This is a genomic window from Actinomadura nitritigenes, assembly GCF_017573545.1.
Taxonomy (GTDB): domain Bacteria; phylum Actinomycetota; class Actinomycetes; order Streptosporangiales; family Streptosporangiaceae; genus Spirillospora; species Spirillospora nitritigenes.
In genome coordinates this window covers 50,143-75,610 of the sequence record NZ_JAGEOK010000003.1, presented here as the reverse complement: position 1 = coordinate 75,610, position 25,468 = coordinate 50,143, and the positions used below count along the sequence as shown (strand labels likewise).

The 25,468-nt window shown below is 73.7% G+C and carries 22 protein-coding genes; 9 read left to right on the top strand and 13 right to left on the bottom strand.

Going from position 1 to position 25,468, the window contains the following annotated elements:
* Positions 1-3 precede the first annotated feature (3 nt).
* Positions 4-786 (bottom strand): MOSC domain-containing protein, encoded by a 783-nt coding sequence (locus J4557_RS04775; RefSeq protein WP_208265121.1) that lies wholly within the window; start codon positions 784-786, stop codon positions 4-6.
* A gap of 88 nt (positions 787-874) precedes the next feature.
* Here J4557_RS04775 and J4557_RS04770 point away from each other — a divergent pair, with 88 nt between their 5' ends.
* The 4 genes from J4557_RS04770 to J4557_RS04755 all read left to right on the top strand — a co-directional run bounded on the left by J4557_RS04770 (position 875) and on the right by J4557_RS04755 (position 4,336).
* Positions 875-1,387 carry a DUF1990 domain-containing protein gene (locus tag J4557_RS04770; protein ID WP_208265120.1) on the top strand — a complete coding sequence of 171 codons (513 nt, stop codon included), beginning with the start codon at positions 875-877 and terminating at the stop codon, positions 1,385-1,387.
* A 450-nt stretch (positions 1,388-1,837) separates the two neighbouring features.
* Positions 1,838-3,250 carry a CinA family nicotinamide mononucleotide deamidase-related protein gene (locus J4557_RS04765; protein ID WP_243775307.1) on the top strand — a complete coding sequence of 471 codons (1,413 nt, stop codon included), beginning with the start codon at positions 1,838-1,840 and terminating at the stop codon, positions 3,248-3,250.
* A gap of 111 nt (positions 3,251-3,361) precedes the next feature.
* Complete coding sequence (locus tag J4557_RS04760; protein ID WP_151538353.1) at positions 3,362-3,715, top strand: helix-turn-helix domain-containing protein; 354 nt, start codon at positions 3,362-3,364, stop codon at positions 3,713-3,715.
* A 153-nt stretch (positions 3,716-3,868) separates the two neighbouring features.
* Positions 3,869-4,336, top strand: coding sequence for a Dps family protein (locus J4557_RS04755; protein WP_190856244.1), 468 nt, complete (start codon positions 3,869-3,871; stop codon positions 4,334-4,336).
* A gap of 176 nt (positions 4,337-4,512) precedes the next feature.
* Here J4557_RS04755 and J4557_RS04750 read toward each other — a convergent pair whose 3' ends face one another.
* The 7 genes from J4557_RS04750 to J4557_RS04720 form a co-directional block, all read right to left on the bottom strand.
* On the bottom strand, positions 4,513-5,397 hold the full coding sequence (locus tag J4557_RS04750; protein ID WP_208265119.1) for a LysR family transcriptional regulator: 885 nt from the start codon (positions 5,395-5,397) through the stop codon (positions 4,513-4,515).
* A gap of 231 nt (positions 5,398-5,628) precedes the next feature.
* Positions 5,629-6,417 carry a DNA-formamidopyrimidine glycosylase family protein gene (locus J4557_RS04745; protein ID WP_208265118.1) on the bottom strand — a complete coding sequence of 263 codons (789 nt, stop codon included), beginning with the start codon at positions 6,415-6,417 and terminating at the stop codon, positions 5,629-5,631.
* 15 nt (positions 6,418-6,432) lie between these two features.
* Positions 6,433-6,897 carry an RrF2 family transcriptional regulator gene (locus J4557_RS04740; protein ID WP_208265117.1) on the bottom strand — a complete coding sequence of 155 codons (465 nt, stop codon included), beginning with the start codon at positions 6,895-6,897 and terminating at the stop codon, positions 6,433-6,435.
* Between the two features lie 129 nt (positions 6,898-7,026).
* Positions 7,027-8,493, bottom strand: coding sequence for a glycoside hydrolase family 3 protein (locus tag J4557_RS04735; RefSeq protein ID WP_307799400.1), 1,467 nt, complete (start codon positions 8,491-8,493; stop codon positions 7,027-7,029).
* A complete protein-coding gene (locus tag J4557_RS04730; RefSeq protein WP_208265116.1) occupies positions 8,490-9,380 on the bottom strand; it encodes a carbohydrate ABC transporter permease in 891 nt (296 codons plus the stop codon). The genes J4557_RS04735 and J4557_RS04730 overlap by 4 nt, the downstream gene beginning before the upstream one ends.
* The gene (locus tag J4557_RS04725) at positions 9,377-10,348 is read right to left on the bottom strand and encodes a carbohydrate ABC transporter permease (RefSeq protein ID WP_208265115.1); all 972 of its coding nucleotides are present in this window, start codon (positions 10,346-10,348) and stop codon (positions 9,377-9,379) included. Before J4557_RS04725 ends, J4557_RS04730 begins: the two co-directional genes overlap by 4 nt.
* Positions 10,349-10,516: 168 nt before the next feature.
* Positions 10,517-11,791 carry an extracellular solute-binding protein gene (locus tag J4557_RS04720; RefSeq protein WP_208265114.1) on the bottom strand — a complete coding sequence of 425 codons (1,275 nt, stop codon included), beginning with the start codon at positions 11,789-11,791 and terminating at the stop codon, positions 10,517-10,519.
* Positions 11,792-12,043: 252 nt separating this feature from the next.
* Between J4557_RS04720 and J4557_RS04715 the strand changes: the two genes are divergently transcribed.
* Entirely contained in the window at positions 12,044-13,267 is a 1,224-nt protein-coding gene (locus tag J4557_RS04715) for an ROK family transcriptional regulator (RefSeq protein WP_208265113.1), read from the top strand.
* Between the two features lie 117 nt (positions 13,268-13,384).
* Here J4557_RS04715 and J4557_RS04710 read toward each other — a convergent pair whose 3' ends face one another.
* Complete coding sequence (locus J4557_RS04710; RefSeq protein WP_208265112.1) at positions 13,385-13,525, bottom strand: hypothetical protein; 141 nt, start codon at positions 13,523-13,525, stop codon at positions 13,385-13,387.
* A 232-nt stretch (positions 13,526-13,757) separates the two neighbouring features.
* On the opposite strand from J4557_RS04710, the gene secA2 reads away from it, so the two are divergent.
* A complete protein-coding gene (gene secA2, locus J4557_RS04705; protein WP_208265111.1) occupies positions 13,758-16,091 on the top strand; it encodes an accessory Sec system translocase SecA2 in 2,334 nt (777 codons plus the stop codon).
* Here the strand turns inward: secA2 and J4557_RS04700 are convergent.
* The gene (locus tag J4557_RS04700) at positions 16,072-16,650 is read right to left on the bottom strand and encodes a TetR/AcrR family transcriptional regulator (protein ID WP_208265110.1); all 579 of its coding nucleotides are present in this window, start codon (positions 16,648-16,650) and stop codon (positions 16,072-16,074) included. The genes secA2 and J4557_RS04700 overlap by 20 nt on opposite strands.
* Positions 16,651-16,729: 79 nt before the next feature.
* Between J4557_RS04700 and J4557_RS04695 the strand changes: the two genes are divergently transcribed.
* Entirely contained in the window at positions 16,730-17,755 is a 1,026-nt protein-coding gene (locus tag J4557_RS04695; protein ID WP_208265109.1) for a DMT family transporter, read from the top strand.
* Here J4557_RS04695 and J4557_RS04690 read toward each other — a convergent pair.
* Complete coding sequence (locus J4557_RS04690) at positions 17,676-22,352, bottom strand: ATP-dependent helicase (RefSeq protein WP_208265108.1); 4,677 nt, start codon at positions 22,350-22,352, stop codon at positions 17,676-17,678. The two genes, J4557_RS04695 and J4557_RS04690, sit on opposite strands and share 80 nt — an antisense overlap.
* Positions 22,353-22,470: 118 nt before the next feature.
* Here J4557_RS04690 and J4557_RS04685 point away from each other — a divergent pair, with 118 nt between their 5' ends.
* Complete coding sequence (locus J4557_RS04685; RefSeq protein WP_208265107.1) at positions 22,471-23,748, top strand: alpha/beta hydrolase fold domain-containing protein; 1,278 nt, start codon at positions 22,471-22,473, stop codon at positions 23,746-23,748.
* Positions 23,749-23,757: 9 nt separating this feature from the next.
* Positions 23,758-23,952, top strand: a complete 195-nt coding sequence (locus J4557_RS04680; protein WP_208265106.1) for a DUF3046 domain-containing protein — start codon at positions 23,758-23,760, stop codon at positions 23,950-23,952.
* Positions 23,953-23,976: 24 nt separating this feature from the next.
* Here J4557_RS04680 and J4557_RS04675 read toward each other — a convergent pair whose 3' ends face one another.
* Both J4557_RS04675 and J4557_RS04670 read right to left on the bottom strand, forming a co-directional pair.
* Complete coding sequence (locus J4557_RS04675) at positions 23,977-25,134, bottom strand: glutathionylspermidine synthase family protein (protein WP_208265105.1); 1,158 nt, start codon at positions 25,132-25,134, stop codon at positions 23,977-23,979.
* 2 nt (positions 25,135-25,136) lie between these two features.
* On the bottom strand, positions 25,137-25,454 hold the full coding sequence (locus tag J4557_RS04670) for a hypothetical protein (RefSeq protein ID WP_208265104.1): 318 nt from the start codon (positions 25,452-25,454) through the stop codon (positions 25,137-25,139).
* Positions 25,455-25,468 lie beyond the last annotated feature (14 nt).

The following is a 25,468-nucleotide window of genomic DNA, read 5'->3' as shown; positions in this document are numbered from 1 at the left end:
GGGTCAGGACGCGGTCAGCTCGTCGCCGACCCGGAGCGTGCCGAGCGCGCGCGGGACGCCCAGGCGTCCGAACACGATCTCGCGGGCGCCGTCGAAGCGCCCGGTGCGGTACGTGGCGAGCGCGCGCAGGGTCGCGGGGGAGCGCTCGCCGGTCTCCTGGTCGGTGTTGACGATGACGCAGCGCCCGCACGGCCTGATGAGCTCGATCTCGGCGGCGCCGCGCAGCCGGGTCACCCCGTCCTCGCCGTAGGGGCCGAGGCCGCTCAGGAGGATGTTGGGGCGGAACCGGTTCATCGGGAGCGGTCCGGCCGTCCGGCGGTTCAGGTCGTCGAGCGACTCCTGCGACCGCACCGAGACCGGGTAGCCGTCGGCGTACGCCAGCGTCCCGCCGCCGCGCATCGTCGGGCGCGTCCCGGTGAAGCGGACCAGGCGGCAGGGCAGCCCGAGCGCGTCGGAGAACCAACCGGCGGCGTCGTCTCCCTGGTCGATCCCCTGGCAGGGCCGCCGGTGCACGGTGACGTCGCGGGGCGGGCCGTCGGCCGCCTCGCAGATCAGCGGCGCGTCCGCGAGGGGCGAGGAGACGGTGAGCTTCACCCCGTCGTAGGCAGGGTGGACCAGCGCGAGGGCGGGCACCTCGCGCTGCGACAGGTGCCGGCCGTCCGGGCGGACGAGCATGAACGCCCGGTCGTGGCGCAGCCCGTCCGGCGTCATGTCCGCCTCGGCGAGCGGGACGCCGGCCGCGCTCTTGACGGGGTACACGTTCAGTGCGGCGATGACGGCGATCATGAGGCGACGGTAGATCGGCGCCCGGGCGGGTGGCCAGGAGAACCGGCGATACTTGACATCGATTGGTCAGTTTGGAGGCCGCACACCGATGAGCGGGCAGGACTTCACCTATCCCGAGGTCGGCGCGACATGGGACGCCGAGTTGCCGGCGGGCTACCGGCACCTGCGGGTGCGGACGCTCGTCGGCACGGGGCCGGCCGCGATGCGCAACGCCTCGGACGCGCTCATGGAGTTCTGGATGCACCGGGCGATCCCCGTGCGCGTGCGGGCGTCGGCTCCGCGCGCGGAACCCGGCGTGAGCGTGGAGATGGGCATCGGGCTCGGTCCGTTCCGGCTGAACGCGCCGTGCCGGGTCGTGTGGACGCGCGACGAGGACCGCCGTGCCGGATGGGCGTACGGGACGCTGCCGGGCCATCCGCAGTCGGGGGAGGAGTCGTTCGTCGTGCATCTGGACGACGAGGGCGAGGTGTGGCTGACCGTCACCTCGTTCAGCCGCCCGGCGACGGCGCCGGCGCGGCTGGCCGGGCCGCTCGGGCCGCTGGCCCAGCGCGCGTACGCGCGCCGCTGCGGGGCCGTCCTGCGGCGCCTGGCACGCCCCTGAGCGCGACGGGCGGCCGGGGACCGGGACGGCCGGTGGCCGGGAACCGGGACGGCGGGTGGCCCCGACGGGCCGAGACGAGCACGGCCGCCATGCGGGCTGCGGGAGCACGCCCACCCCGGTCGTGCCCCGCAGCCCCGTTCATGGCGGCCGCACTGGCAATTATCCCCGTGAATGGGGAGTGGTCGCGACATGGCAAATGAGTTCTGACTCACAAAATGACGGCGCGGTTGGCCGATGGTGGACCGCCGGCGCAATGGCGCAGGTCGGAGCGGTGCGACGATGCGCGCCTCGGTCGCGTTCCCACTCACGCGCAGTGTGCGGGGCCCGGCGGGTGTGTGACACAATGCACGGCTCGCGTTTTTCTTGACCAACGAAATGCGATATGCGAGGACTGATCGGGCGAGCAGGTGTTAGTCGGCCAAAGAGGTCTTCGTCCTGATTTGGCCGTCGATGGCGGTCAACCCGGCGGGTCGTGCCGCCGTCGCCCGCAACCGCCCGCCGGCCGCGGGCCGGACCGTCGTCCCCCGCCGGTACATTCGGGTGATCGGCGACGGGGAGGCGGAGGCGATGCGGGTCGAACTGCTCACCGTCGGGGACGAGCTGCTCCTCGGCGACACCATCAACGGGAACGCGGCCTGGCTCGGCAAGCGGCTCGCCGAGCACGGCGTCGACGTGACCCGCAGCGTCGTCGTCGGCGACGAGGCGGACGTCATCGTCGCGGCGGTGCGGTCCGCGCTGGCCCGCGCCGACGCGGTGATCACCACCGGCGGGCTCGGCCCCACCTACGACGACCTCACCCGGGACGCGCTCGCCGAGGCCGCGGGCGTCGCGCTCGTCCGCGACCCGGCGCTGGAGCGGCGGCTGCACGAGCGGGCCGAGGCGGCGGGCCGCGAGCTCCAGCCGATGGCGTTCCGCATGGCCGAGGTGCCCGAGGGCGCCGTGCTGCTGCACAACTCCGCAGGCACCGCCCCCGGCCTGCGCGTCGAGCTGGACGGCGGGATCGTCTACGCGCTGCCCGGCGTCCCGTTCGAGATGCGCACGATCATGGACGAGGTGGTGCTGCCGGAGCTGGCCGGGATCGCCGGGCTGCCCGCGGTCGCCCGCCGGACGCTGCGCACCGCCGGGATCTGGGAGTCGGTCGTCGCCACGCGGCTCGCCGAGGTCGAGGCGATGGACGGGGTGAAGCTCGCCTACCTGCCCGATCCGGCCGAGGTCAAGATCCGGATCACGGTGGCCGGCACGGACGCCGAGGGCCGGCTCGCGGTGGTCGAGGAGCGCGTCCGCGAGCTGCTCGGCCCGGTCGTCTACGGCGTGGAGGCGGACACGCTGGACCGCGTCGTCCACCGGCTGCTCGCCGAGCGCTCGGCCACCGTCGCGGTCGCCGAGTCGCTGACCGGCGGCCTCATCGGCGCGGAGCTGACCGCGATGCCCGGCTCGTCGGCGACGTACGCGGGCGGGATGGTGACGTACGCGACGGAGCTGAAGCACCGCCTGCTCGGCGTCTCCGACGTCCTGCTCGCCGAGCACGGGGCCGTCCACCCGGACGTGGCCGCCGCGATGGCCGAGGGCGTCCGGGACCGGCTCGGCGCGACCTACGGGCTCGCGGTGACGGGCGTCGCGGGCCCCGAGCCGCAGGACGGCAACCCGGTGGGAACGGTCTATATCGGCGTGACCGGACCCGGGAATACGCGCACCGTGGTCAGGCCGAAACTCCCCGTGCCCGGCACCGGCCCGGAGATCCGCCCGGTGATCCGCCGGATGACCGTCGTGCACGCGCTTGAGCTGCTCAGACGCGTCCTGCTGGGACTTGACGCCGAGGTCGAGACCGGGGACGCTCGGGAAGATCGGGAAGTTAGGGGCTGATTACAGCGTTACGTTCCGAGCGAACACGAAATCAACGGTCTGCCATGGCCACCGTCAAGCCGGGTACGGTGGAACCGGCAGATGGTCCGAACTGAGGGAGGGAGCGAGACGATGGTCCTGCTTCGCCAGCTGCTCGGTGACGTACTGCGGCAGCTGCGGCTGCGCCAGGGACGCACCCTCCGTGAGGTTTCCGCGGCCGCGCGGGTTTCCCTCGGCTACCTGTCCGAGGTCGAACGAGGGCAGAAGGAGGCCTCCTCCGAACTGCTCTCCTCGATCTGCAAGGCGCTGGGCGTTCCGCTGTCGCACGTGCTCAGGGAGGTGGCCGACTCGCTGGCCCTCGCCGAGCTGCAGCACGAGCCGGTCATGGCGGGCGCGCCCGAGCACGAGCGGATCCCCGCCGAGCGCATTCCGGAGACCCCCGAGGAGATCACCGGCGAGTTCCGCGGCGACATGGTCGCCGCGTAGCCCACACCCCGGACCGCGGTGCGAGCCGCGGCGCCGGGTTCATGCCCGATCAGAGGCCGCGGGTGTGCGCGGCCTCACGCATGAGCTCGGCATAGGGGGGCACCCTTTCCCGTTGTAGCGGACAACCGTAACGACGCGGAAGGAGCCTGAACAATGGCGGCCGTCAAGAGCCCGCTCTCGGACGAGGCACTGAAGGTCACCGGGCAGGCCCTGCAGGGCGCCCTGGTGGACCTCATCGATCTTTCGCTCGTGGCCAAGCAGGCGCACTGGAACCTGACCGGTCGCAACTTCAAGGTCGTGCATGAGCACCTGGACGAGGTCGTCGACCTCGCCCGCGCCGGCCAGGACGACGTCGCCGAGCGCGCCGTCGCGATCGGCGTGAACCCCGACGGCCGCGCCCGCACGGTCGCCGACCGCACCGAGATCCCGCAGCTGGAGGCCGGGTACCTGGCCGACGACAAGGTGGTCGCGGCGGTGACCGACGTGCTGGCGCAGATCATCGCGCGGTTCCGCGAGCGGATCGCGGCCACCGACGAGCCGGACCCCGTCACGCAGGACCTGCTCATCGGCATCGCGGCCCAGCTGGAGAAGCAGCACTGGATGTTCCAGGCGCAGACCTGATCGCCATAGAACGCGGATTCCCCGCGCCGCCGCGATCCTCGGCGCGGACCCGGATCCGGACGGAAAGGCCCGGCCTCTCGAGGCCGGGCCTTTCCGTGTCTTGAGGGGCACGCGCCCGCCCGGGGCCCTGAGCGCGCCCGCACCTCCGGGCCGGGTGCGCGGGGGTGCCGGGACGGTCACGTGCGCAGGTGCGCCAGGACGGTGTCGGCGAACTCGATGGCCAGCGGGCTCAGCGCGTCCCAGCTCCGCGCCGCCCATCCCGCCGTGAGGGGCGGCAGGTCCGCGATCGGGATCAGCCGCACCTCGCCCCGGCCGCCGCCCCAGCCGGGCAGCGCCGGCACGATCGCGTGGCCGAGGCCGAGCTCGGCGAGCAGCAGCGCGGTGTCCCAGTCGGCGACGCTGGTGGTGGACGTCAGCCGGACCCCGTGCCGCTCGAGGTGCGTCTCCAGATGGACGCGGGACGTCGAGTGCGCGGGCAGTTCGATGTGCCGGATGCCCGCCAGGTCGTCGAGGCGGATGGAGTCGCGGCGGGCCAGCGGGTCGTCGACGTGCACGGCGAGCGTCCACGGCAGCTCGCAGGCCGCCCGCTGCTCGACGCCCTCCAGCGGCGGGCCGATCGTCACCCACGCCAGGTCGGCGGTGTGCGCCCGCACCGTCTCCAGGCAGCGCCGGCTGGATCCCGCCGTCTCGAACTGCAGCGCCGCCTCGGGATGGCGGGCCCGGAACGCGGCCACCCCGGCGGCCATGAAGTGCCGGACGGTGGTGGCGCCCGTCGCGATCCGGACCGTCCCGCCGACGCCGCGGCGCAGGTCGTCCAGGTGCCGCAGCGCCGCGTCGATCCCGGCGATGCCCTCGGTGGCGGCCCGGTGCAGGATCCGGCCGGCGCGGGTGGGCAGCACCCCGCGCGGGCGCCGCTCCAGCAGCACCAGCCCGGTCTCCCGTTCGAGCCGCTTGACGTGCTGGCTGACCGCGGACTGGCTGCAGGACAGGTCGCGCGCGACGGCGCTCAGGTTGCCGGCCGCGCAGACGGCGACGAACACGCGGAGGTCGTCGAGGGTCACCCGCCCCAAGGTAGACCTGGGGGATCGATAAGAAAACCCGAGAATTGACTTGGAACGATCGCGATCGGAGGATGCTTCTGCGGGCGCAGGATCCGGCGACCCGCTCCCGGCGGCGACCCGTCCGCGACCTCGAGGCGCGGGACGGGCGCCGACCGCGTCCGGACGCGACGGGCCGGCTCGGCCCGGCCGGAGATCTTCGGCGGCGCCGGCCGCCGCGCCGGGCGGCGCTCTCTAGCGGGGCGGCTGGCAGCGGGGGCACCAGAACGCCGTCCGGTCCCCGACGTCGGAGTGCTGGGGAGCGCGCTCCACGCGGGTGCCGCAGCGGCGGCAGGGGCGCCCGGCGCGCCCGTACACCCAGTGCTCCCGGCCGCGCCCCAGGTCGCCCGTGGTGACGTGGCCGTGCCGTTCCTTGTTGGCGTCCAGCAGCCTGTGAGCGAGCTCCACGAGGGCGGGCAGGCCGGGAACGTCCGACACGGGCGTCCAGGGGTGGACGCCCCGCAGGAACAGGACCTCGGCCTTGTAGACGTTGCCGATGCCGGCGAGGCGGGTCTGGTCCAGCAGCGCCTCGCCGATCGCGCGGGACGGCTGCTCCTCCAGCCGCGCGACGGCCCGCGCGGCGAGGGCGCCGTCCCAGCCCGGGTCGAGGAGGTCCGGGCCGAGATGGCCGACGGCCGCGTCCTCCTCGGCGGTGCGCAGCAGCTCGACCAGGCCGAGCGACTGGCCGACCGCCTGCCGCTCCGTGTTCGCCAGCACCACCCGGACCCGGTGGTCGCGCGGCATCGGCCCCGCCGGCCGGATCTGCCAGCGGCCCTCCATGAGCAGGTGGGTGTGGATCGTCAGGCCGCCCTCGACGCGGATGAGCAGATGCTTGCCCCGCGACACGACCTCCAGGACCGTCCGGCCGCGCAGGTCGGCGGTGGCGAGGCGCGGCACCCGGAACTGGGCACGGGTCAGCGGCCGCCCGGCGAGCGCCTCGTGCAGGCGCCGGGCGGTCAGCCAGACGACGTCGCCTTCCGGCACGGTGCCGACCCGCCGCTAGATCAGGGAGGGGCTCTCCCAGGCGGACGGGTCCTCGGTGAGCTTGCGGACGTCCTCGGGCAGCTCGCCCGCGGCGATGTGGGCGAGGGTCACCCGCTCGAGGATGGCCCGCTCGCTGGCGCGCAGCGCGATCCACACCTCCTGGAGCGACCGGGCGGGACCCTCGTAGCCGACGTGCTCGGGGCGCTCGCCCCGGACGCCGAGCAGCGGGCCGTCGATGGCGCGGATGATGTCGGCGAGGGCGATCTGATCGGCCGGGCGCGCCAGCCAGTAGCCTCCCTCGGGGCCGCGCTGGCTGCGGACGAGCCCGGAGCGGCGCAGCTGGCCGAGGATGTTCTCGAGGAATTTGGGCGGGATCTGCTGGGCCTCCGCGAGCTGGACCGCGGTCACCGGGTGACTCCCGGCCACCGCCAGCTCCGCGGCGGCACGCAACGCGTAGTCGACCCTGGCGGACAATCGCATGTAGGTATTATCCCTTGCCGATCGGACTGGTCTGGCTTACCCGCCGATCCGCGGCCCGGAAAGGTGTGACGCGCCCGCCGGTACCGGGCCTTGTCGACCGGCGGGCGCGCCACGGCTCGCGGGCCGCGATCAGGCGGCGGGGACCAGCCCGAGGATCTCGGCGGCGGCCTGCGCGTTGGCCGCCGCGGCGCCGTAGGTGGCCACGTGGACGGCGGCGCCCGGCCGCCAGACCGGCAGCCCCATCTCCACGATCACCGCGTCCGGACGGGCGGTGAGCAGGGCGGTCGCGAGCGCCCGCTGCGCCGCGTGCCGGTGGGCGTCCCGCAGCACGACCACCAGACCGCGTCCCCTGGCACGTTCCAGGACGCCTTCCGCCTCTCCGGGCGCCCCCGCGGCCCGGACGGCGTCGGGCGCCCAGGGACGCAGGCCCCAGGGCGTCGGCCCCACCGCGATGTTGCCGGTCGCCTCCGCCTCGACGACCAGCGGCGCGCCGTCCCAGCCGGGCAGCGCCCCGGTCACCCGGACGGCCCGGCGGGCGCCCTCCAGGCCCGCGGCGCGGTCCACCGCGGCGGGGCCGCCGCCGGCGAGCCACGTCCGCAGCCGCCGCGTCCGCTCCGCCGCGTCGTGCAGCCGGGTCGCGGGCAGCCGCCCGGTCCGCACCGCCTCCTCGATCGCGTCCAGGGTCGCCCGGAGCGACTCGGCGTGCTCGTTCGGGCCGAGGCACAGCAGGTCCGCGCCCGCGATCAGCGCCCGCACCGACGCCTCCGGGATGCCGATGGCGCCGCTCGCGCCCTGCATGTCCAGCGCGTCGGTGACGATCACGCCCTCGTAGCCGAGGTGCTCGCGCAGCAGCCCGGTGATCGCGGCGCGGGACAGCGTCGCCGGCGTCCCGCCGGTGATCGCGGGCAGGTTGAGGTGCCCGGTCATCACCGCGCGGGTGCCGGCCGCGATCGCCGCCCGGAACGGGACCAGCTCGCGGCGGTCCAGCAGCTCCAGGTCGGCGTCGACGATCGGGACGCCGAGATGGGAGTCCTCCACGGTCGCGCCGTGGCCCGGGAAGTGCTTGCAGCAGGCGGCGACCCCCGCCTCCTGCGTGCCCGTCACGGCCGCCGCCGCGTGCCGGGCGACGAGGCCGGGGTCCGCGCCGAAGGAGCGCGTCCCGATCACCGGGTTGTCGTCGGCGGTGTTGACGTCCACCGACGGCGCGAAGTTGAGGTTGACGCCGACCTCGGCCAGCTCCGCGCCCAGCGACCGGTAGATCCGCCGGGTGAGCTCCGGGTCGTCGACCGCGCCGAGCGCGGCGTTGCCCGGGTAGGGGCTGCCGGTGGCGTGCCCGCCGAGCCGGGTGACGTCGCCGCCCTCCTCGTCGATGGTCACGAACGGCTCGCCCGCCTTGCGCATCTGCGCGGTGAGCGCGGCCAGCGACTCCGGGCTCGGCACGTTGCCGGTCAGCGCGAACAGCGTCACCCCGCCGAGGCCCGCCTCCAGCTCGTCCAGCACCCAGCGCGGCGCGGACGCGCCCGGGAAGGAGGGCAGCAGGGTGCCCCGCGCCAGCCGGGCGATCTCGCCGGTGGTCGCGATGTCGTCGGTGGTCACCCCTTCACCGCCCCGGCGGTCAGCCCGGACACCATGCGGCGCTGGACGAGCAGGAAGAAGGCGATGACGGGAATGGTGAGCAGCGTCGACGCTGCCATGATGGGCCCCCAGGCGGTGCTGCTGCGGCCGAAGAAGAACTGCAGCATGATCGGCAGGGTGTACTTGTCCTGGTCGTCCAGGAACGTGAAGGCGAAGATGAACTCGTTCCACGCGGTGATGAACGAGAAGATGCTGGTCGCGACCAGGCCGGGCGCGACGAGCGGGAGCATGACGGTGAAGAAGGTGCGGACCGGGCCGGCGCCGTCGATCGCGGCGGCCTCCTCCAGCTCCTTCGGGACGGCCGCGACGAAGCCGCGCAGCATCCAGATCGCGAACGGCACCGCGAACCCGATGTAGACGACCGCGAGGCCCGGCAGCGTGTTCAGCATGTCGAGCCGCTTCAGGTCCAGGAACAGCGGGATGACCAGCGACTCGCACGGCACCATCTGCACGACCAGCAGCATGACCAGGAACGTGGTCCGGAACCGGAAGCGGAACCGGGCCACCGCCGTCGCCGCCAGCAGCGCCAGCAGGCTCGACGCCACGACGGTGATCAGCGCCAGCAGGATGCTGTTGCGGAAGTACGTCCAGAACGACACCTGCGCGATGCCGCCGTTCAGGACGAAGTCGAAGTGCGTCAGCGTCGGATGCGCCGGCAGCGGTTTCGGCGTGGTGCTGAAGATCTCGCTGTTCGGCTTGAAGGCGGTGGACGCCATCCAGAAGACGGGGAACACCGCCAGCACGAACACCAGCACGCCGAGCCCGTTGAGGCCGATCTTGCGGGCCCGCCTGCGCGCGGCCGGGCGGCCGCGCCCGGAGCGCCCCGCCTTGACGGTTGCCTGGGTCATCGGGTCTCCCCCTGACGCACCATGACCCGCACGTACAGCGCGGTGACGACGAGCAGGATCAGCGTGAGCACCGCCGCGATGGCCGAGCCCATCCCGAGCTTGGGGTTGAGCGCGCCGAACGCCTCCGAGTAGCCGTACAGCGACAGGTTGAACGCGTCGCGGTTGGCCATCCCGGACATGATGAACAGCTGGGTGAACACCTTGAAGTCCCAGATGATCGACATCACCAGGACGACGAGGAAGATCGGCTTGAGCATCGGGTAGGTGAGGCTCCAGAACGTCCGCCAGGGGCCCGAGCCGTCCACCCGCGCCGCCTCGTACAGCTCGCGCGGGACGCTCTTCAGGCCGGCCAGCACCGACACCGCCACGAACGGGCACGCCTGCCAGACGACGCAGACCGTCAGCACCGTGTAGGTGGACAGCGGCGTGGCGAACCAGTTGTAGTCGTTCCAGCCGCCGCCGACCAGGGCGTCCGGCAGCTTGTCGAGGAACCAGTTGACCAGGCCGCCGGTCGAGCCGAACAGCCAGCTGAAGATGATCGCGGCGGTGACCGGCGGGGTCGCCCAGGCGACCATCACGCCGCCGGAGACGAAGCTCGACATCCGCTTGCCGAGCCTGTTGAGCAGCAGCCCGACCAGCGTCCCGATCACCATCGTGAGGGTGACCGCCACGACGGCGAACAGCACGGTGTGCCGGAAGGCCGCCCAGAAGAGCGGGTCCTTGAGGATCGTGTCGAAGTTCCCGGTGCCGACCGACTCGGCCGGCTCGCCGCGCAGCTGGCGGTTGCCGACCTTCTGGAACGACATGATCCCGATCTGGATCATCGGCCAGAACATCAGCACGGCGATCACGACGACGGTCGGCGCGATCAGCAGGTAGGGCCCGAAGCGGGGCCGGCGGCGCGGGCGCCCGCGGCCGGACGGTCTCCGGCCCGGCGGCCTGCGCACCGCGGGAGCGGTGTCGAGCATGAACGCTTCCGATCAGCGGGGACGGGTGGCGTGCGGAACCCGGCGTGGCGGGGACCGGTGCGGCGGGATCCGGTGGGACGGGATCCGGCGGAGCGGGATCCGGCGGGCCCGCGGGGGACTGCGGCGCGGGCCCGCCGGACGCGCGGTGCTACGTGACGAGCGGCCGGGCTACTGGTTGAGCAGCTCGTTGGCCTGCTCGTTGGCCTTCTTCATCTCGTCGTCGGCGGACTTGCCCTGCATGATCGCCTTCACCGCGTTCGGCAGCACCTTCTTGGACTGCTCGAAGTCGCCCCAGCCGGCGCTGATCGGGGTGAACTTGGTGTTGGTCGCGATCTGCGTGAACGGGGCGAGCGCCGGGTCGGAGAACTGGACGTCCGAGCGCATCGAGGAGAAGCCGCTGATGTCGGCCCACTTCTTGGCGTTCGCGGCGTTGTTGAGGATCGTGATGTAGTCGAACGCGGCCTTCTTGGCCTTGCTGTCCTTCCACACCGCGAGGTCGGAGCCGCCCGCCATGACCGGCGCGTTCCCGCCGTTCTTGGCGGGGATCGGGAAGACCGCCCACTTGCCGGCGTTCTTCGGGGACATCTTCTTCATCTGCGCCAGCGCCCAGCTGCCGTCGATGTACATGCCGAGCTTGCCGAGCGCGAAGTCGCGCTGCGGGCCGTCCAGCTCGTTCTTGCCGACGTACTTCTCCGGCGCGACCTTGTCCTTGGTGACCAGGCCGGCGTAGAAGTTCACGGCCTCGACCGCCTGCGGCTGGTCGAGCTTGCCGGTCCACTTGCCGCCGTCCTTGACGGCGACCTCGCCGCCGTTGCCCCAGATGAAGCTGACCAGCGCGTTGGTCTGGTCGCTCGGGGCGCCGATGCCGGGCACCTTCTTGGCGTCCTGGATCTTCTTGGCCGCGGTGACCAGGTCGGCCCAGTTCGCCGGCGGCTGGATCTTCAGCTCGTCGAACCAGTCCTTGCGGTACCAGATGGCGCGGACGCCGCCGTACCACGGCACCGCGTAGGTCTTGCCGTCCGCCTGGTCGTTGGCGAGGGCGGTCTTGTTCAGGGTCTTGCCGTCCGCCCAGCCCGACATCTCGTCGGTGACGTCGGCGAGGTTGCCCTGCTCGATGTGCGACTGGACGTCGGTGTTGCCGAGCTCGGTCACGTCCGGGCCCTCGCCGCCGGCGGCCGCCTTCTGGAAGGTGGTGGCGACCTGCGGCCACGGCACGTACTTGATCTGGACGGCCGTGTTCGGGTGCTTCTGCTTGAACTCCGTCTCGACGCCCTTGAGGAAGTCCGTCTGCTCGGTGGTCCCGTCGCCCATCATCCAGACCTTGAGCTGCGCCGGGTCCTTGCCCGCGCCGGAGTCGTCCTTCTTCTTGCCGTCTCCGCCGCCGCAGGCCGTGGCGGCCAGGGCGATCGCGGCCGCCGTGGCCGCAACCTTGATGTACTTCACTGGGGGTTCCTTTCCGGCTTCGCCTCGCGGGGCCTTGCGGCCTGCGGTGCGAGTGGAGCGCGCCCCGACCCTTTAGGGTCCGGGACATGCCCCGCTCGCCGTCGCGTCGCCCGCGGGCGCCCTGCTCGCCAGTCGGCGCTCTGCACGCCCCTCCCCGGATGAGGGGTCGGTCGGCGCTTGCGGGTAAACTAACAAGAAACTTTCCTAAACAAAACCGCCCGTTAGCGGATTGAGACATCGAGGGGTACCAGCATGGCCAGACGCCCGGGAACGCCGCGGCTGCTGCGTGAGCTGAACGACCGCGCGGCGCTGGACCTGCTCGTCGAGCACGGACCGCTGACGCGCGCGCAGATCGGTGAGCACACCGGGCTCTCCAAGGTCACCGCCTCCCAACTGCTGTCCCGGCTCGAGGAGCGCGGGCTGGTGGCGGTCGTCGGGGAACAGGCCGGGGGGCGCGGGCCGAACGCCGCCCTGTACGCCGTGGTGCCGTCGAGCGCCTACGTCGCGGGTCTGGAGGTGGGGCCGGACGGTGTCACCGCGGGCGTCGCCGACATCACCGGACGCATGGTCGCCCAGGTTACCGTCGATCCGAACGGTGCTGACGAGCCGGTCAAGATGGTCCACAACGCGGTTGTCAAGGCGTGCCGCTCCGCCAAGGTCGCGGTGAACCGGCTGAGCGCCTTCGTCATCGGCACCCCCGGCGTCGTCGACCCGCGCTCCGGCGACGTCCAGTTCTCCTTCGACCTTCCCGCCTGGCACGAGGGCGTGCTCGCCGCCCTCCGCACCGACCTGCGCCGGCCCGTGACGATCGAGAACGACGTCAACCTCGCCGCCGTCGCCGAGCGCGCCTACGGCGCCGCCCGCGACGCCGACGACTTCGCGCTGATGTGGTTCGACCGCGGCATGGGCCTGTCGGTGATGCTCGGCGGCCGGCTGCACCGCGGCCGCTCCGGGGGCGCGGGCGAGATCGGGTACCTGCCCGTCCCCGGGGCGCCGCTCCCGCTGAGCACGGCCCGGCGCGTCCCCGAGGAGGAGGGCGGCGTCACGGAGTCGACGTCGTGGGGGATCCCGACCCTCGCCGGCGGCTACGGGGCGCTCGTCGGCGCGGACGGGGTCCGCGCCCTCGCCCACGAGCACGGCATCACCGAGCCGACGGCGGTGGAGTGCGTCCGCGCGGCCGCCGCCGACGAGTCCCGCGGCGGCGCGTTCCTGGACGAGCTCGCCAACCGGTTCTCCTATGGCGTGACCTCGGTCAACATCGTGCTGGACCCGGGCCTGGTGGTGCTGTCGGGCAGCCTCGGCCGGGCCGGCGGGGCGCCGCTCGCCACCCGCATCGAACGGGCCGTCGGGCGGATCAGCCCGACCCGGCCCACCGTCGCGGTGACCGAGGTGGAGGGCAACCCGGTGCTGCGCGGCGCCCTGCACGCCGCTCTGGAGCAGGCCCGCGACGAGGTCTTCTCGGCGGGCGAGGGCTGAGCCGGCCGGGCTTCGCGCGAGGCGGGCGCGGGCCGTGCGGGCATACCGAAGCGCCCCCGCCACCGGCGGGGGCGTTCGCCCGCGCAGGGGCGGCCCGCGCGGGCGCTCGTCGCCCGGTTACTTCTCCTGCGCCCCGACGGCCGCGACCTCGACCTGCTCGTGGCGGCGCGGGTCGTTGAGCGCGCGGTCGATGACCGTCTGGCTGATGATCTGGCGCTTGCGCCGCTGCGCGGCGGCCCACCGTGCCGTAGGTGTCATGGTGAAACCCCGTTCCGCGGTGGCGCTCTCCCCGTGGCCACCGCAACCCCGTAATGCGTCCATGGTCTCGAACCGGCGGCTCGGGGGGATCCATCTTGGGGATGAATTCGAGGTCAGACCTCGTGCGGAGACCTCCCGGAGATCTTCCGGAGACCTTCCGCGGTGATCATGTGGAACGAGGGGTCCGACCCGGCCGTTGGGGGGACCGTGACCGAGCCATCGAGGGGGCGTTATGGCATTGCTTGACCGATTCCGGCGGCTCGTCCAGAAGCCGGGAAGCGTCGACCTCGCGCCCTTCCGCGCCGTCGCCGAGGAGGCCGGACGGCGCGAGGAGCGGGTCCGCGCGCTGACCGACGCGGAGCTCACCGCCGCGGCGGCCGCCCCGGACCTCGTCGCCGACCTGCCGGAGTTCTGCGCGATCGGCCGCGAGGCCGCCCGCCGCGCGATCGGCGAGCGGCCCTTCGACGTCCAGCTCACCGGCACGCTGGCGCTGCTGTCGGGGCACGTCGCCGAGATGGCCACCGGCGAGGGCAAGACCCTGGCCGGCGCCCTCGCCGCCGCCGGGTACGCGCTGCGCGGCGAGCGCGTCCACGTGATGTCGGTGAACGACTACCTCGCCCGCCGCGACGCCGAGTGGATGGGGCCGCTGTACGCCCTGCTCGGGGTGTCCGTCGCCTCGATCGGGCAGGCGTCCACGCCGGACGAGCGGCGCGCGGCCTACGGGGCCGACGTCGTGTACGCCCCCGTCAGCGAGATCGGCTTCGACCTCCTGCGCGACCGGCTCGTCACCGACCCCGCCGACGCCGTCCAGCGGGCCGCGTCCGTCGCGCTGGTCGACGAGGCCGACTCGGTGCTGGTGGACGAGGCGATGGTGCCGCTGGTGCTGGCCGGCGCCGCCGACCTCGACCCCGCCGACCCTCGGTACGCCGACCTCGTCCGGCGGCTGCGGCCCGGACTGCACTACGCCACCGACGAGGAGGCCCGCAACGTCCAGCTGACCGCCGCCGGCTCCCGCGAGGTCGAGCGCGTCCTCGGCCTCGACCTGTACGCCCCCGAGAACCTCGCGACGCTGACCGCCGTGAACGTCGCACTTCACGCCGAGGTGCTGCTGCACCGCGACGTCGACTACATCGTCCGGGACGGCGCGGTGAAGCTGATCAGCGAGTCGCGGGGCCGGGTCGCGCTGCTGCAGCGCTGGCCGGACGGCCTGCAGGCGGCCGTCGAGGCGAAGGAGGAGTTGGAGGCGTCGCCGTCCGGGGAGATCCTCGACTCGATCACCGTGCAGGAGCTGATCGGCCGCTACCCGGTGCGCTGCGGGATGACCGGCACCGCGATGGCCGTCGCGGGCCAGCTCACCGAGTTCTACTCCCTGCAGATCGCCGTCGTCCCGCCGAACCGGCCCTGCGTGCGCGACGACGGGCCGGACCGGCTCTACGCCACCACCGCCGACAAGGAGGTCGCGGTCGTCGAGGAGATCGTCGCGGCGCACGCCGCCGGGCGGCCCGTCCTGGTCGGCACCGGCGACGTCGCCGAGTCCGAGCGGCTCGCCCGCCGGCTCGTCCGCGCGGGCGTCGAGCCCGTCGTGCTCAACGCCAAGAACGACGCCGAGGAGGCCGCGATCATCGCCGAGGCGGGCGCGCCCGGCGCGGTCACCGTCTCCACCCAGATGGCGGGCCGCGGCACCGACATCCGGCTCGGCGGCGGCCCCGGCGCGCCGGTCCCCGGCACCGCGCCCGCCGAACAGGAGGGAGAGCGGCGCGACCAGGTCGCCGCCGCGGGCGGCCTGCTGGTGATCGGCACCGGCCGCTACCACAGCAGCCGGCTGGACGACCAGCTCCGCGGCCGCGCCGGCCGCCAGGGCGACCCCGGCGGGTCGGTGTTCTTCACGAGCCTCCAGGACGACCTCGTCACCCGCTACGCGCCCGACGAGACCTACCGGGGCCCGATCGGCGACGAGGGCCGCGTCGAGGACAAGGGCGCGCACTGGATCGTCGGCCACGCGCAGCGGGTCGCCGAGGGCGTCGACCTCGAACTGCACCGCAACACGTGGCGCTACAACCAGCTGATCGGGCTGCAGCGCCGCGAGGTGCTCACCGAACGCGAGGCCGTCCTCACCGGTGACGCCGCCGACGCGGCGATGGCCGCCGACGCGCCCGCCAAGCACGCCGAACTGGTGGAGACCGCCGGTGCCGAGGCGGTGGCGGAGGCCGCCCGGCAGGTCGTCCTGTACCAGCTGGACCGCTGCTGGGCCGAGCACCTGGCCTTCCTCGCCGAGCTGCGCGAGGGCATCCACCTGCGCTCGCTCGGCCGCGGCCTGGACCCCCTGGTCGAGTTCAACCGGGAGGCCGTCCCGGCCGGCAAGCGGCTCCTCGGTGACGCCCGCCGGCGGTCGGTGGCCGCGTTCGAGGAGCTCACCGCGACCGAGGCCGGCGTCGACCTCGACGCGGCGGGCCTCAAGCGGCCGTCCGCGACGTGGACCTACCTCGTCCACGACAACCCGTTCGGCTCCCTCGACGAGCGGGCCCTCCGCGGGCTGATCTCCATGTTCAAGGGCCGCCGCCGCTGACCCTCCCGGGCAGGAGCGCGTCGGCCGCGGCGCGGGCCTTGGCGGTGGCGTCGCGGACGCCGCCGACGCTGAACGCGACGACCGCGCCCTCGTGCAGGATGAGGAGCTGGTCGGCCAGCGTGCCGTCGGCGACCAGGCCGGCGTACAGGTCCCTGACCCACGCCTTCTGCTCCGCGGCCACCGCGTGGACGGGGTGGCGGGGGTCGGGGAGCTCGGCGCAGGCGTTCACCATCGAGCAGCCGCGCCCGCATTCGGTGGACAGCCATTCCCCGAGGGCGTCGAAGGTCGCGAGGACGCGGTCGCGGGGACCGGGGACCGCGTCGATCCACCGGGTCAGGAAGTCCCGCCAGCGCTCGTCGCGGGCGCGCAGGTAGGCCAGGACGAGCGCCTCCTTGGAGCCGAACCGGTCGTAGACGGTCTTCTTGGTGACCCCGGCCTCGGCCGCGACGAGCTCCATGCCGACCGAGCCGATGCCGCGCTCGTAGAACAGCTCGCCCGCGACCTGGAGCACCCGCCGCGCGGCGGGGGTGAGCGGGCGTTCCCCTGCGGTGGCCGGCATCGGCGGCTCCTTCGCTCCTGGCCTCTCCTTCGATGCGCCAGTTTACATACCGGTATGGATACCGGGTAACTATACCGGTATGTATACCTCCCGAGGGATCACGGCCGCCCCGCACCGCGACGCCCTGCTCGGCGCCGCCATCGGCACCGCGTTCGTCGTGACCTGGAGCTCCGGCTTCATCGGCGCGCAGCTCGGCGCCGGCGCCGCCCCGGCGAGCACCCTGCTGGCCTGGCGGTTCATCGTCGCGGGAGGGCTGCTGCTGGCCTGGGCCGCCTGGCGGCGCCCCCGCATCCCGCCCCGCGACCTCGCCCTGCACGTGCTCATCGGCGCCCTCGGCCAGGGCGGCTACCTCTACGGTGTCTTCGCTGCCGCCGAGCACGGCGTCAGCGCCGGCGTCGACAACCTCATCACCGCACTGCAACCGCTGATCGCCGCCGTCCTCGCCGTGCCCGTGCTCGGTGAGCGGATCACCCGGCGGCAGCTGGCCGGGTTCGCCGCCGGAGTCGGCGGCGTCGCGCTCGTCGTCGGCGGCGACCTGCGCGGAGGAGCGCCGCCCTGGGCCTACGCGCTCCCGCTCGCCGCGACGCTCTGCCTCGTCGGCGCCACCCTCCTCGAACGCCGCACCCGGCCGTCCATCGGACTCCTCGACGCCCTCACCGTCCAGGCCGGGATCAGCGCCCTGCTCTTCACCGCCCTCGCCGGCGCCACGGGCGGCCTGGCCCCGCCTGCGGACCCCGCCTTCTGGACCGCCGTCGCCGTCCTCGTGGGGCCGGCGATGTTGGGCGGCTACGGCCTGTACTGGGTGAACGTCCGGCGCAGCGGCGTCGGCCGCGCCTCCGCCCTGCTCTACCTCACCCCGCCCGCCACCATGCTCGGCGCGTGGGCGCTGTTCGGAAGCACGCTCACCCCGCTCTCGCTCGCGGGCGTCCTGGCGTGCGCCGCCGCCGTGGCCGTCGTGCTGCGCGCACCGGCCGCCGGTTCCCGGCGGAACGGCCGCGGCCCGCGGGCGCTCCGGCGGTCGCGGGTCAGGCGCGCAGCCGCAGACCCCGAGGCGTGGGGTGGAAGCCCGCCGACTCCAGAGCGGCGGCGAGCGGCGAGTCGTTGATCGCCGCGCCGTCGGCGCGCTCGACGGTCAGCTTGCCGAGCGCCCCCTCGCGGACCGCGAGCGCGAGCGCGTCGACCGCCGGCCGCAGCACCTCCGCGTCGTCGTCCCAGGTCAGCAGCGTCTTGCCGCCGCGCTCCACGTAGAGGGCGAGGCGCCCCTCGACCAGCACGACCAGCGCGCCCGCCTTGCGGCCCGGCTTGTGGCCGCTCGCGACCTCGTCGTCGCGCTCCGGCCACGGCAGCGCGGCGCCGTACGGGTTCGCGGGGTCGGCGGCGGCGAGCACCAGCGCGCGGACGTCCGGTCTGCGCGGCGCCTCCCACAGCGCCGAGAGGTCGTCCGGCGCGGTGCCCTGCGGGCGCAGCGCGCGGAGCCGGTCGACCGCCCCGGGCAGCGCGAACTGCGCGGCGCCGAGGCCCTCGACGAAGTACCCGCGCCGGCACCGGCCGCTCTCCTCGAACGCGCGCAGCACCGGATAGACCGCGGAGAACCCGCCGGGCGTGCGCTCGGCCGCCACCGCGCCGCGGATGACGATGCCGTACCGCTCCAGCAGCGCCTCCGCCAGCGCGTGCGAGCGCAGCGTCGCGGCGGTCTCGCGCGCCGGCAGCGGCCACCAGCGGCCCGCGACCGTGGGCGGGCCCGTCCTCGACGGCAGGACGGGACGGCCGCGCCGGGTCGTCCGCGACCGGTGCGTGGGACGCCCCGAGCCGAGCGCCGCCCGCAGCGGGGCGAGGGTGTCGTTGGTCAGGTGACCCGCCCACACCAGGTCCCACACGGCGGTGGCGAGGTCGGCGTCGGAGGTGGTGACCTGCGCGTTCACCCGGTCCGAGAGGGTGCGGAAGAACAGCGCGCCGCCGCCGCCGAGGGCGTCCAGGACGGCCTGGTGCGCGGGCGTGAGGGTGATCTCGGCGGGCTCCGGCATGAGCAGCGGCGCGGTGTCGGCCAGGTACAGCGAGACCCAGCCGTCGCCGCCGGGCAGCCCGCCCTGCCCCGCCCAGACGACCTCGCCCGCGGACGTCAGCTCGTCCAGCATGGCGGGGGAGTAGCCCGCCACCCGCGACGGCAGGACCAGCGACTCCAGCGCCGACGCCGGCACCGCCGCGCCCTGCAGCTGCTCGATCGCCTGGACGAGCGCGTCGATGCCGCGCAGCCGCGACCCGCCCGCGATCCCGTGCCAGGCCGGCAGGAACCGGCCGAGCGACTCCGGCGGGGACGGCTCGACCTCGGCGCGCAGCCGGGCCAGCGACCGGCGCCGCAGCGTCCGCAGCACCCCGGCGTCGCACCACTCGCTGGTCAGCGGGCCCGCGACGGCCTCGACGGGCAGGAACTCGCCCTCGGCGACCCGTCCCGCGCCCGCCAGCCGCCGGAGCGTCTCGGCGACCACGGCGGCGCCGAGCCCGAACCTGGCGGCGACGTCCCCGGTCCGGAACGGGCCGTGCGTGCGCGCGTAGCGGGACACCAGGTCGCCGAGCGGGTCGTCCACCGGCTCGAGGAACGCCTCGGGGACGCCGACGGGCAGCGGCGCGCCGAGCGCGTCGCGGAGCCGCGCCGCGTCCTCGATCGCGGCCCACCGCTCCTCCCCGGCGACGCGGACGCGGATCGCCCGGCGCGTGGCCTCGAGGTCCTCCAGCCACCGCGACGCCGCCACCAGCACCTCCCGCGCCGGTCCGGTATCACCCGCCGTTCCAGGCTCGGTGCTCTCGTCGCCGGGGGTCAGGGTCGTCCTGAGGGCCACCTCGGCGGTCGTCATCGGGCCGAGGGCGCGCAGCAGGTCCGCGACGCCTTCGAGGTCGCGGGCGCGGCGGTCCGCGACGAGGCGCTGCAGCTCGCGCTCGATGTCGGCGACCGCGTCCGGGTCGAGCAGCTCGCGCAGGTCGGCCTGGCCGAGCAGCTCCGCGAGCAGCGCCGAGTCGAGCGCCAGGGCCTGGGCGCGGCGCTCCGCCAGCGGCGAGTCGCCCTCGTACATGAACGCGCCGACGTAGTGGAACAGCAGCGAGCGCGCGTAGGGCGACGGCTCCGGCGTCTCCACCTCGACCAGGCGGACCTTGCGGCCGGACATGTCGCGCATCAGCTGGACGAGGCCGGGGACGTCGAACACGTCCTGCAGGCACTCGCGCATCGTCTCCAGGACGATCGGGAACGACGGGTACTTGCTCGCGACCGCCAGCAGCTGCGCGGCGCGCTGGCGCTGCTGCCACAGCGGCATCCGCTTGTCGGGGCGGCGGCGCGGCAGCAGCAGGGAACGCGCCGCGCACTCGCGGAACCGCGCCGCGAACAGCGCCGAGCCGCCCAGCTCGTCCACCACGATGCGCTCGATGTCGTCGGCGTCGAACACCGCGAGGTCGAGGCTCGGGGCCTCGTCCATGTCGGGGATGCGGATGACGATGCCGTCGTCGGCGTGCATGGCCTGCGCGTCGACGCCGTACCGTTCGCGCAGCCTGCCCGCGATGGCCAGCGCCCACGGGGCGTGCACGCGCGCGCCCAGCGGGGAGTGGACGACCATGCGCCAGTCGCCGAGCTCGTCGCGGAACCGCTCGACGACCATCGTCCGGTCGTCGGGGACGTGCCCGGTGGCCTCCCGCTGCTCGCCCAGGTAGGACACGAGGTTCCCGGCCGCCCAGTCGTCGAGGCCGGCGGAGGCGACGCGCTCGCGGGCCGCCTCGGCGGGCAGCTCCGCCAGCTCGCGGGTGAACGCGCCCAGCGCGCGGCCCAGCTCGGCGGGGCGGCCCAGCGCGTCGCCGTGCCAGAACGGCAGCTTGCCGGGCTGGCCGGGAGCGGGCGAGACCAGAACGCGGTCGGGGGTGATGTCCTCGATCCGCCAGGAGCTGGCGCCGAGGACGAACACGTCGCCCACCCGCGACTCGTAGACCATTTCCTCGTCGAGCTCGCCGACGCGGGACGACTTCTCGCCGACGAGGAACACGCCGAACAGTCCGCGGTCGGGAATGGTCCCGCCGCTGGTCACGGCGAGGCGCTGCGCACCGGGGCGGTCGTGCAGGACGCCGGTGACGCGGTCCCAGACCAGGCGCGGGCGCAGCTCGCCGAACTCGTCGCTGGGGTAGCGCCCGGCGAGCATGTCGAGGGTCGCCTCCAGCGCCGACCTCGGCAGCGTCGCGTACGGGGCGGCGCGCTTGACGAGGGTCTCGAGGTCGTCGACGGTCCACTCGTCCATGGAGACCATCGCGACGATCTGCTGCGCGAGCACGTCGAGGGGGTTGCGCGGGTAGTGCAGCTCCTCGATCTCGCCGCCGCGCATCCGCTCGGCCACCACGGCCGTCTGCACGAGGTCGCCGCGGTACTTGGGGAAGATGACGCCCTTGGACACCGCCCCGACCTGGTGCCCGGCGCGGCCGACCCGCTGCAGGCCGCTGGCCACCGACGGCGGCGACTCCACCTGGACGACCAGGTCGACCGCGCCCATGTCGATGCCCAGCTCCAGGCTGGAGGTGGCGACGACCGCGGGGAGGCGGCCCTCCTTGAGCGCGTTCTCGATCCCGGCCCGCTCCTCCTTGGAGACGGACCCGTGGTGGGCGCGCGCGATCTCCTGCGGCGCGCCCCGGGCCGAGCCCGCCTCGGCCATCAACTCGGCGGGGGAGTGGTCCTCCGGCAGCGGCTCGCCGGTCGCCCGCTCATAGGCGAGCTCGTTGAGGCGCCCGCAGAGGCGTTCGGCCAGGCGGCGCGAGTTGGCGAACACCAGCGTCGAGCGGTGCGCCTGGATCAGGTCGAGGAGCCGGTCCTCCACGTGGGGCCAGATGCTGCGCTGCCGCGGGTCGGCGGTGCCGGACTCCGCGACGAACTGCCCCACCTCGCCCATGTCCTCGACCGGGACGACGATGTCGAGGTCGAACACCTTGTCCGACCCCGGCTGCACGACCGACGCGGCCCGCGTCCCGCCGAGGAACGCCGCGACCTCCTCCGGCGGGCGCACGGTCGCCGACAGGCCGATCCGCTGAGCGGGCCGCTCCAGCAGGGCGTCCAGACGCTCCAGGGACAGCGCCAGGTGCGCGCCGCGCTTGGTGCCCGCGACGGCGTGCACCTCGTCGACGATCACCGTCTCGACGCCGCGCAGCGACTCGCGGGCGCGCGAGGTGAGGATCAGGAACAGCGACTCCGGCGTGGTGATCAGGATGTCCGGCGGCTTCACGGCGAGCCGGCGGCGCTCGTCGGCCGGGGTGTCGCCCGACCGCATCCCAACCCGGACGTCCGGTTCGGGCAGGCCGAGCCGGCGGGCGGCGTGCCGGATGCCGGTGAGCGGCGCCCGCAGGTTGCGCTCCACGTCGACGGCCAGGGCCTTCAGCGGCGAGACGTACAGCACGCGGCAGCGGCGCAGCGGGTCGGCGCCCGGGGCGGATCGGCCCTCCGGTGCGGCCTCACCGGCCTCGTCCGCGCCGCCCGCGGGCGGCGGGGCGGTGAGGCGGTCCAGCGACCACAGGAACGCGGCGAGGGTCTTGCCGGACCCCGTCGGCGCCACGACCAGGGTGTTGTCGCCGCCGGCGATCGACTCCCACGCGCCGGCCTGCGCGGGGGTGGGTGCGGCGAAGGCCCCGGCGAACCAGGCACGGGTCGCCGGGGAGAAGCGTTCGAGCACGTCACCGCCCATGGCGCCATACTGCCTCGCGGGTCCGACAGAATGCGCCCGCGTGGCGCGCGTCACGTTGTAAGCAAGCGCTTGTATGGGCATGGTCTACCGGAAGGACGCATGCCGCCAAGGAGACGCGATGCCCTACCTGCTGCTCGCCCTCGGGATCCTGTTCGCCCTTCTCGCGGCCAACGCGCACGCCCCCCGGCACGGCGCACTCCTGCTGGTGCCGAGCTTCTTCTCCGGCTGGCTCACCATCGAGATGGCCCCGCACCTGCTCGTCACCGAGGCCGTCGCGCTCTCCCTCACCGCCGCGTACGGCGGACTGGCCGGCTGGGCCGGGTGGGCAGGCCTCGTCCTCGGCGTCGCCGCCGTCGCGGGGACCGTCGCCATCATCCTGGCGTCCCGCCGTACCGTCGTCACGCTCCGCGAGAGCGGCGCCCCCCTCGACCTCGACCCGGACGGCGCACCGCGCTTTCCGCTGGCGCCCCTGTTCGTCCCGCCGCTGTGCCTGATCCCGCGCAGGGGCGTGAAGGTGGAGCGCAACGTCGTCTACCACCAGGACGGGCGGCTGCGCCTGAAGCTGGACGTCTACAGCCCTGCCGGAGACGGCCAGGCGGACGGGCTGCGGCCGGGGCTCATGCAGATCCACGGCGGCGCGTGGGTCATCGGCGACAAGCGCGAACAAGGGCTGCCCCTGCTCAACCACATGGCCGTCCAGGGGTGGGTCGGCTTCAACGTCAACTACCGCCTCAGCCCGCGCGCCACCTGGCCGGAGCACCTGATCGACCTCAAGCGCTTCCTGGCCTGGTGCAAGGAGCACGCCGAGGAGTACGGCGCCGACCCCGATTTCCTGTGCGTGACGGGCGGCTCGGCGGGCGGCCACCTCACCGCGATGGTCGCGCTCACCGCGAACGTGCCCGACTTCCAGCCCGGCTTCGAGGACGTCGACACCTCCGTCCAGGGCGCCGTCCCCTTCTACGGCGTTTACAACTTCGTGGACGCCGGCCCATGGCCGGTCCCCATGGGCTCCACCCGGCTGGTGGAGAAGATGGTCGTCAAACTGCCCTTCGAGGAGAACCGCGAGGCATACGCCAAGGCGTCGCCCGTCACCTACATCCGCAAGGACGCCCCGCCCTTCTTCGTCATCCACGGCACCCACGACTCGCTCATCCCCGTCCTGGAGGCGCGCCGCTTCGTCGAGCGGCTGCGGGACGTCTCCGAGGCGCCCGTCGTCTACGCCGAAATGAAGGGCGGGCAGCACGCCTTCGACGTCTTCCCCTCCTACCGGACGGCCCGCGTCGTCGAAGGCGTCGAGCGCTACCTGACGGGCCTGCACCGCCTGCACCGCCAGGGGACCGGCCCCGCCGTGCCCGGCGAGGTCGCGCGGTCCTTGGACGGCCCGCCCGTCGGATAGCGTGGACGCGTGCGTCTAACAGTCTTCTGGGATCGGATGAACCAGCAGTTCGGCGAGGCCTACGCCCAGAGCGTGGCCAAGGACTACGTCATGGCCGAACTGGGCGGGCGCACCATCGAGCAGGCGCTCGCGGACGGCGAGCCCGCCAAGCGGGTCTGGCAGGCCGTCGTCGCCACCTTCGACGTCCCCTCCAGGCTCCAGTAACGCCGCACCGCCTCCTGCGGACCGCTACAGGGCGATGCGGTGCGGGACGAACGACGAGGTGTCATCGGTGATGAGCCCCGACGTCTCGCGGATGCCCACGCCCGCCGACTCGTCCTCGATCACCCACGCGCCGAGCACCGGGTGCTCGCCGTCGAAGTCCGGCAGCGCGCAGAACTCCTGGAAGACGAACCCCTCCGCGCCGTAGTCGCCCTGGGTGCGCTGCTCGCTGCCGTCCGGCGCGACGATCCGCATGCTCGCGCCCTCCCGTCCCAGGAGCGGCTTCTGCACGTAGGAGGTCAGGCCGGAAGGCGTGTTCAGGTACGTCGGCAGCAGGTTCGGATGCCCGGGGAACAACTCCCACAGCAGCACGAGCAGCGCCTTGTTCGACAGGACCATCTTCCAGATCGGCTCTATCCAGGACGTCGGCGCGCCCGGGATCTCCCGCCCGAACGGCTCCGCCACGATCCATTCCCACGGGTAGAGCTTGCAGAGCGTGCGGATCTCCTGCTCGTCCATGTCGACGAACCGGCGCCGCGCCCGATCCCAGCCGATGTCCTCCATCGCGATCGCCACGCCCGGCAGGCCCGCCTCCTCGGCGGTCTCCTGCATGTAGGCGATCGTCATGACCTCCTCGCCGGTCTCGTCCTCCGTGGTCCACGCGAAGTGCACGGGCCCGCCGCCGAGCCTCGGCGCGAGGTCCTTCCACCGGGCGACCATCCGCTCGTGGATGGAGTTCCACTGGTCGTCGTTCGGATACACGTCCTGCATCCAATACCACTGCACCACCGAGCTCTCGACGAGCGCGGTCGGCGTATCGGCGTTGTACTCCAGCAGCTTGGCGGGACCGTGGCCGTCATAGCGGAGGTCGAACCGCCCGTACAGGTGCGGGTCGCGTCGCCGCCACGACTCCTCGACGAGGGGCGCGACCCAGTCGGGTATGCCGAGCACGTGGTAGCGGCCCGTGCTGACGACGTGCTCCACCACCTGCAGGCACATCCCGTGCAGTTCCTCGACGACGGCCTCCAGCGCCAGCACCTCGTCCATGTCGAAGACGTAGTGCACGGACTCGTCCCAGTAGGGGCGGGTCAGATGCTCGGGGTGCGCGGTCCGGTGGAACGCCAGCCCGTGCGCCTCGACCTTCTCGGCCCATCCGTCCCTCGGCGTCGAACGCATCCGGCGCACGGTCAGCTCCCGCTCTTGCCGCTGCCGCCGAAGCCGCCCCGGCTCAGCGTCTTCCCGCTACCGGACCTGATCTTCCCGTTGCTCGGCCGGTACTGGCTGCCGCCCGAGACGAAACCGTTCGAGCCGCGCTTGCCGCCGTAGTACCAGAAGTACCGGTTGTAGGAACCGGTGCCGCCGTTGTCGATGTCGTCGACGTCGCAGTATCTGTCGGAGACCACCCGGTAGCCGCCCTTGCCGGACGGCGCGTTGCGGTCGACGCACCGCGCGGTGGTGGAACTGGAACCGCAGGCGACCAGGGTCAGCGACAGCGCGCTCACCATTCCTACCTTGACGG

Excerpts from the sequence above, each read along its gene's own strand:
- J4557_RS04775 (WP_208265121.1), bottom strand. The coding sequence starts at position 786 with ATGATCGCCGTCATCGCCGCACTGAACGTGTACCCCGTCAAGAGCGCG.
- J4557_RS04770 (WP_208265120.1), top strand. The coding sequence starts at position 875 with ATGAGCGGGCAGGACTTCACCTATCCCGAGGTCGGCGCGACATGGGAC.
- J4557_RS04765 (WP_243775307.1), top strand. The coding sequence starts at position 1,838 with ATGGCGGTCAACCCGGCGGGTCGTGCCGCCGTCGCCCGCAACCGCCCG.
- J4557_RS04760 (WP_151538353.1), top strand. The coding sequence starts at position 3,362 with ATGGTCCTGCTTCGCCAGCTGCTCGGTGACGTACTGCGGCAGCTGCGG.
- J4557_RS04755 (WP_190856244.1), top strand. The coding sequence starts at position 3,869 with ATGGCGGCCGTCAAGAGCCCGCTCTCGGACGAGGCACTGAAGGTCACC.
- J4557_RS04740 (WP_208265117.1), bottom strand. The coding sequence starts at position 6,897 with ATGCGATTGTCCGCCAGGGTCGACTACGCGTTGCGTGCCGCCGCGGAG.
- J4557_RS04730 (WP_208265116.1), bottom strand. The coding sequence starts at position 9,380 with ATGACCCAGGCAACCGTCAAGGCGGGGCGCTCCGGGCGCGGCCGCCCG.
- J4557_RS04725 (WP_208265115.1), bottom strand. The coding sequence starts at position 10,348 with ATGCTCGACACCGCTCCCGCGGTGCGCAGGCCGCCGGGCCGGAGACCG.
- J4557_RS04715 (WP_208265113.1), top strand. The coding sequence starts at position 12,044 with ATGGCCAGACGCCCGGGAACGCCGCGGCTGCTGCGTGAGCTGAACGAC.
- J4557_RS04710 (WP_208265112.1), bottom strand. The coding sequence starts at position 13,525 with ATGACACCTACGGCACGGTGGGCCGCCGCGCAGCGGCGCAAGCGCCAG.
- secA2 (WP_208265111.1), top strand. The coding sequence starts at position 13,758 with ATGGCATTGCTTGACCGATTCCGGCGGCTCGTCCAGAAGCCGGGAAGC.
- J4557_RS04700 (WP_208265110.1), bottom strand. The coding sequence starts at position 16,650 with ATGCCGGCCACCGCAGGGGAACGCCCGCTCACCCCCGCCGCGCGGCGG.
- J4557_RS04695 (WP_208265109.1), top strand. The coding sequence starts at position 16,730 with ATGTATACCTCCCGAGGGATCACGGCCGCCCCGCACCGCGACGCCCTG.
- J4557_RS04690 (WP_208265108.1), bottom strand. The coding sequence starts at position 22,352 with ATGGGCGGTGACGTGCTCGAACGCTTCTCCCCGGCGACCCGTGCCTGG.
- J4557_RS04685 (WP_208265107.1), top strand. The coding sequence starts at position 22,471 with ATGCCCTACCTGCTGCTCGCCCTCGGGATCCTGTTCGCCCTTCTCGCG.
- J4557_RS04670 (WP_208265104.1), bottom strand. The coding sequence starts at position 25,454 with ATGGTGAGCGCGCTGTCGCTGACCCTGGTCGCCTGCGGTTCCAGTTCC.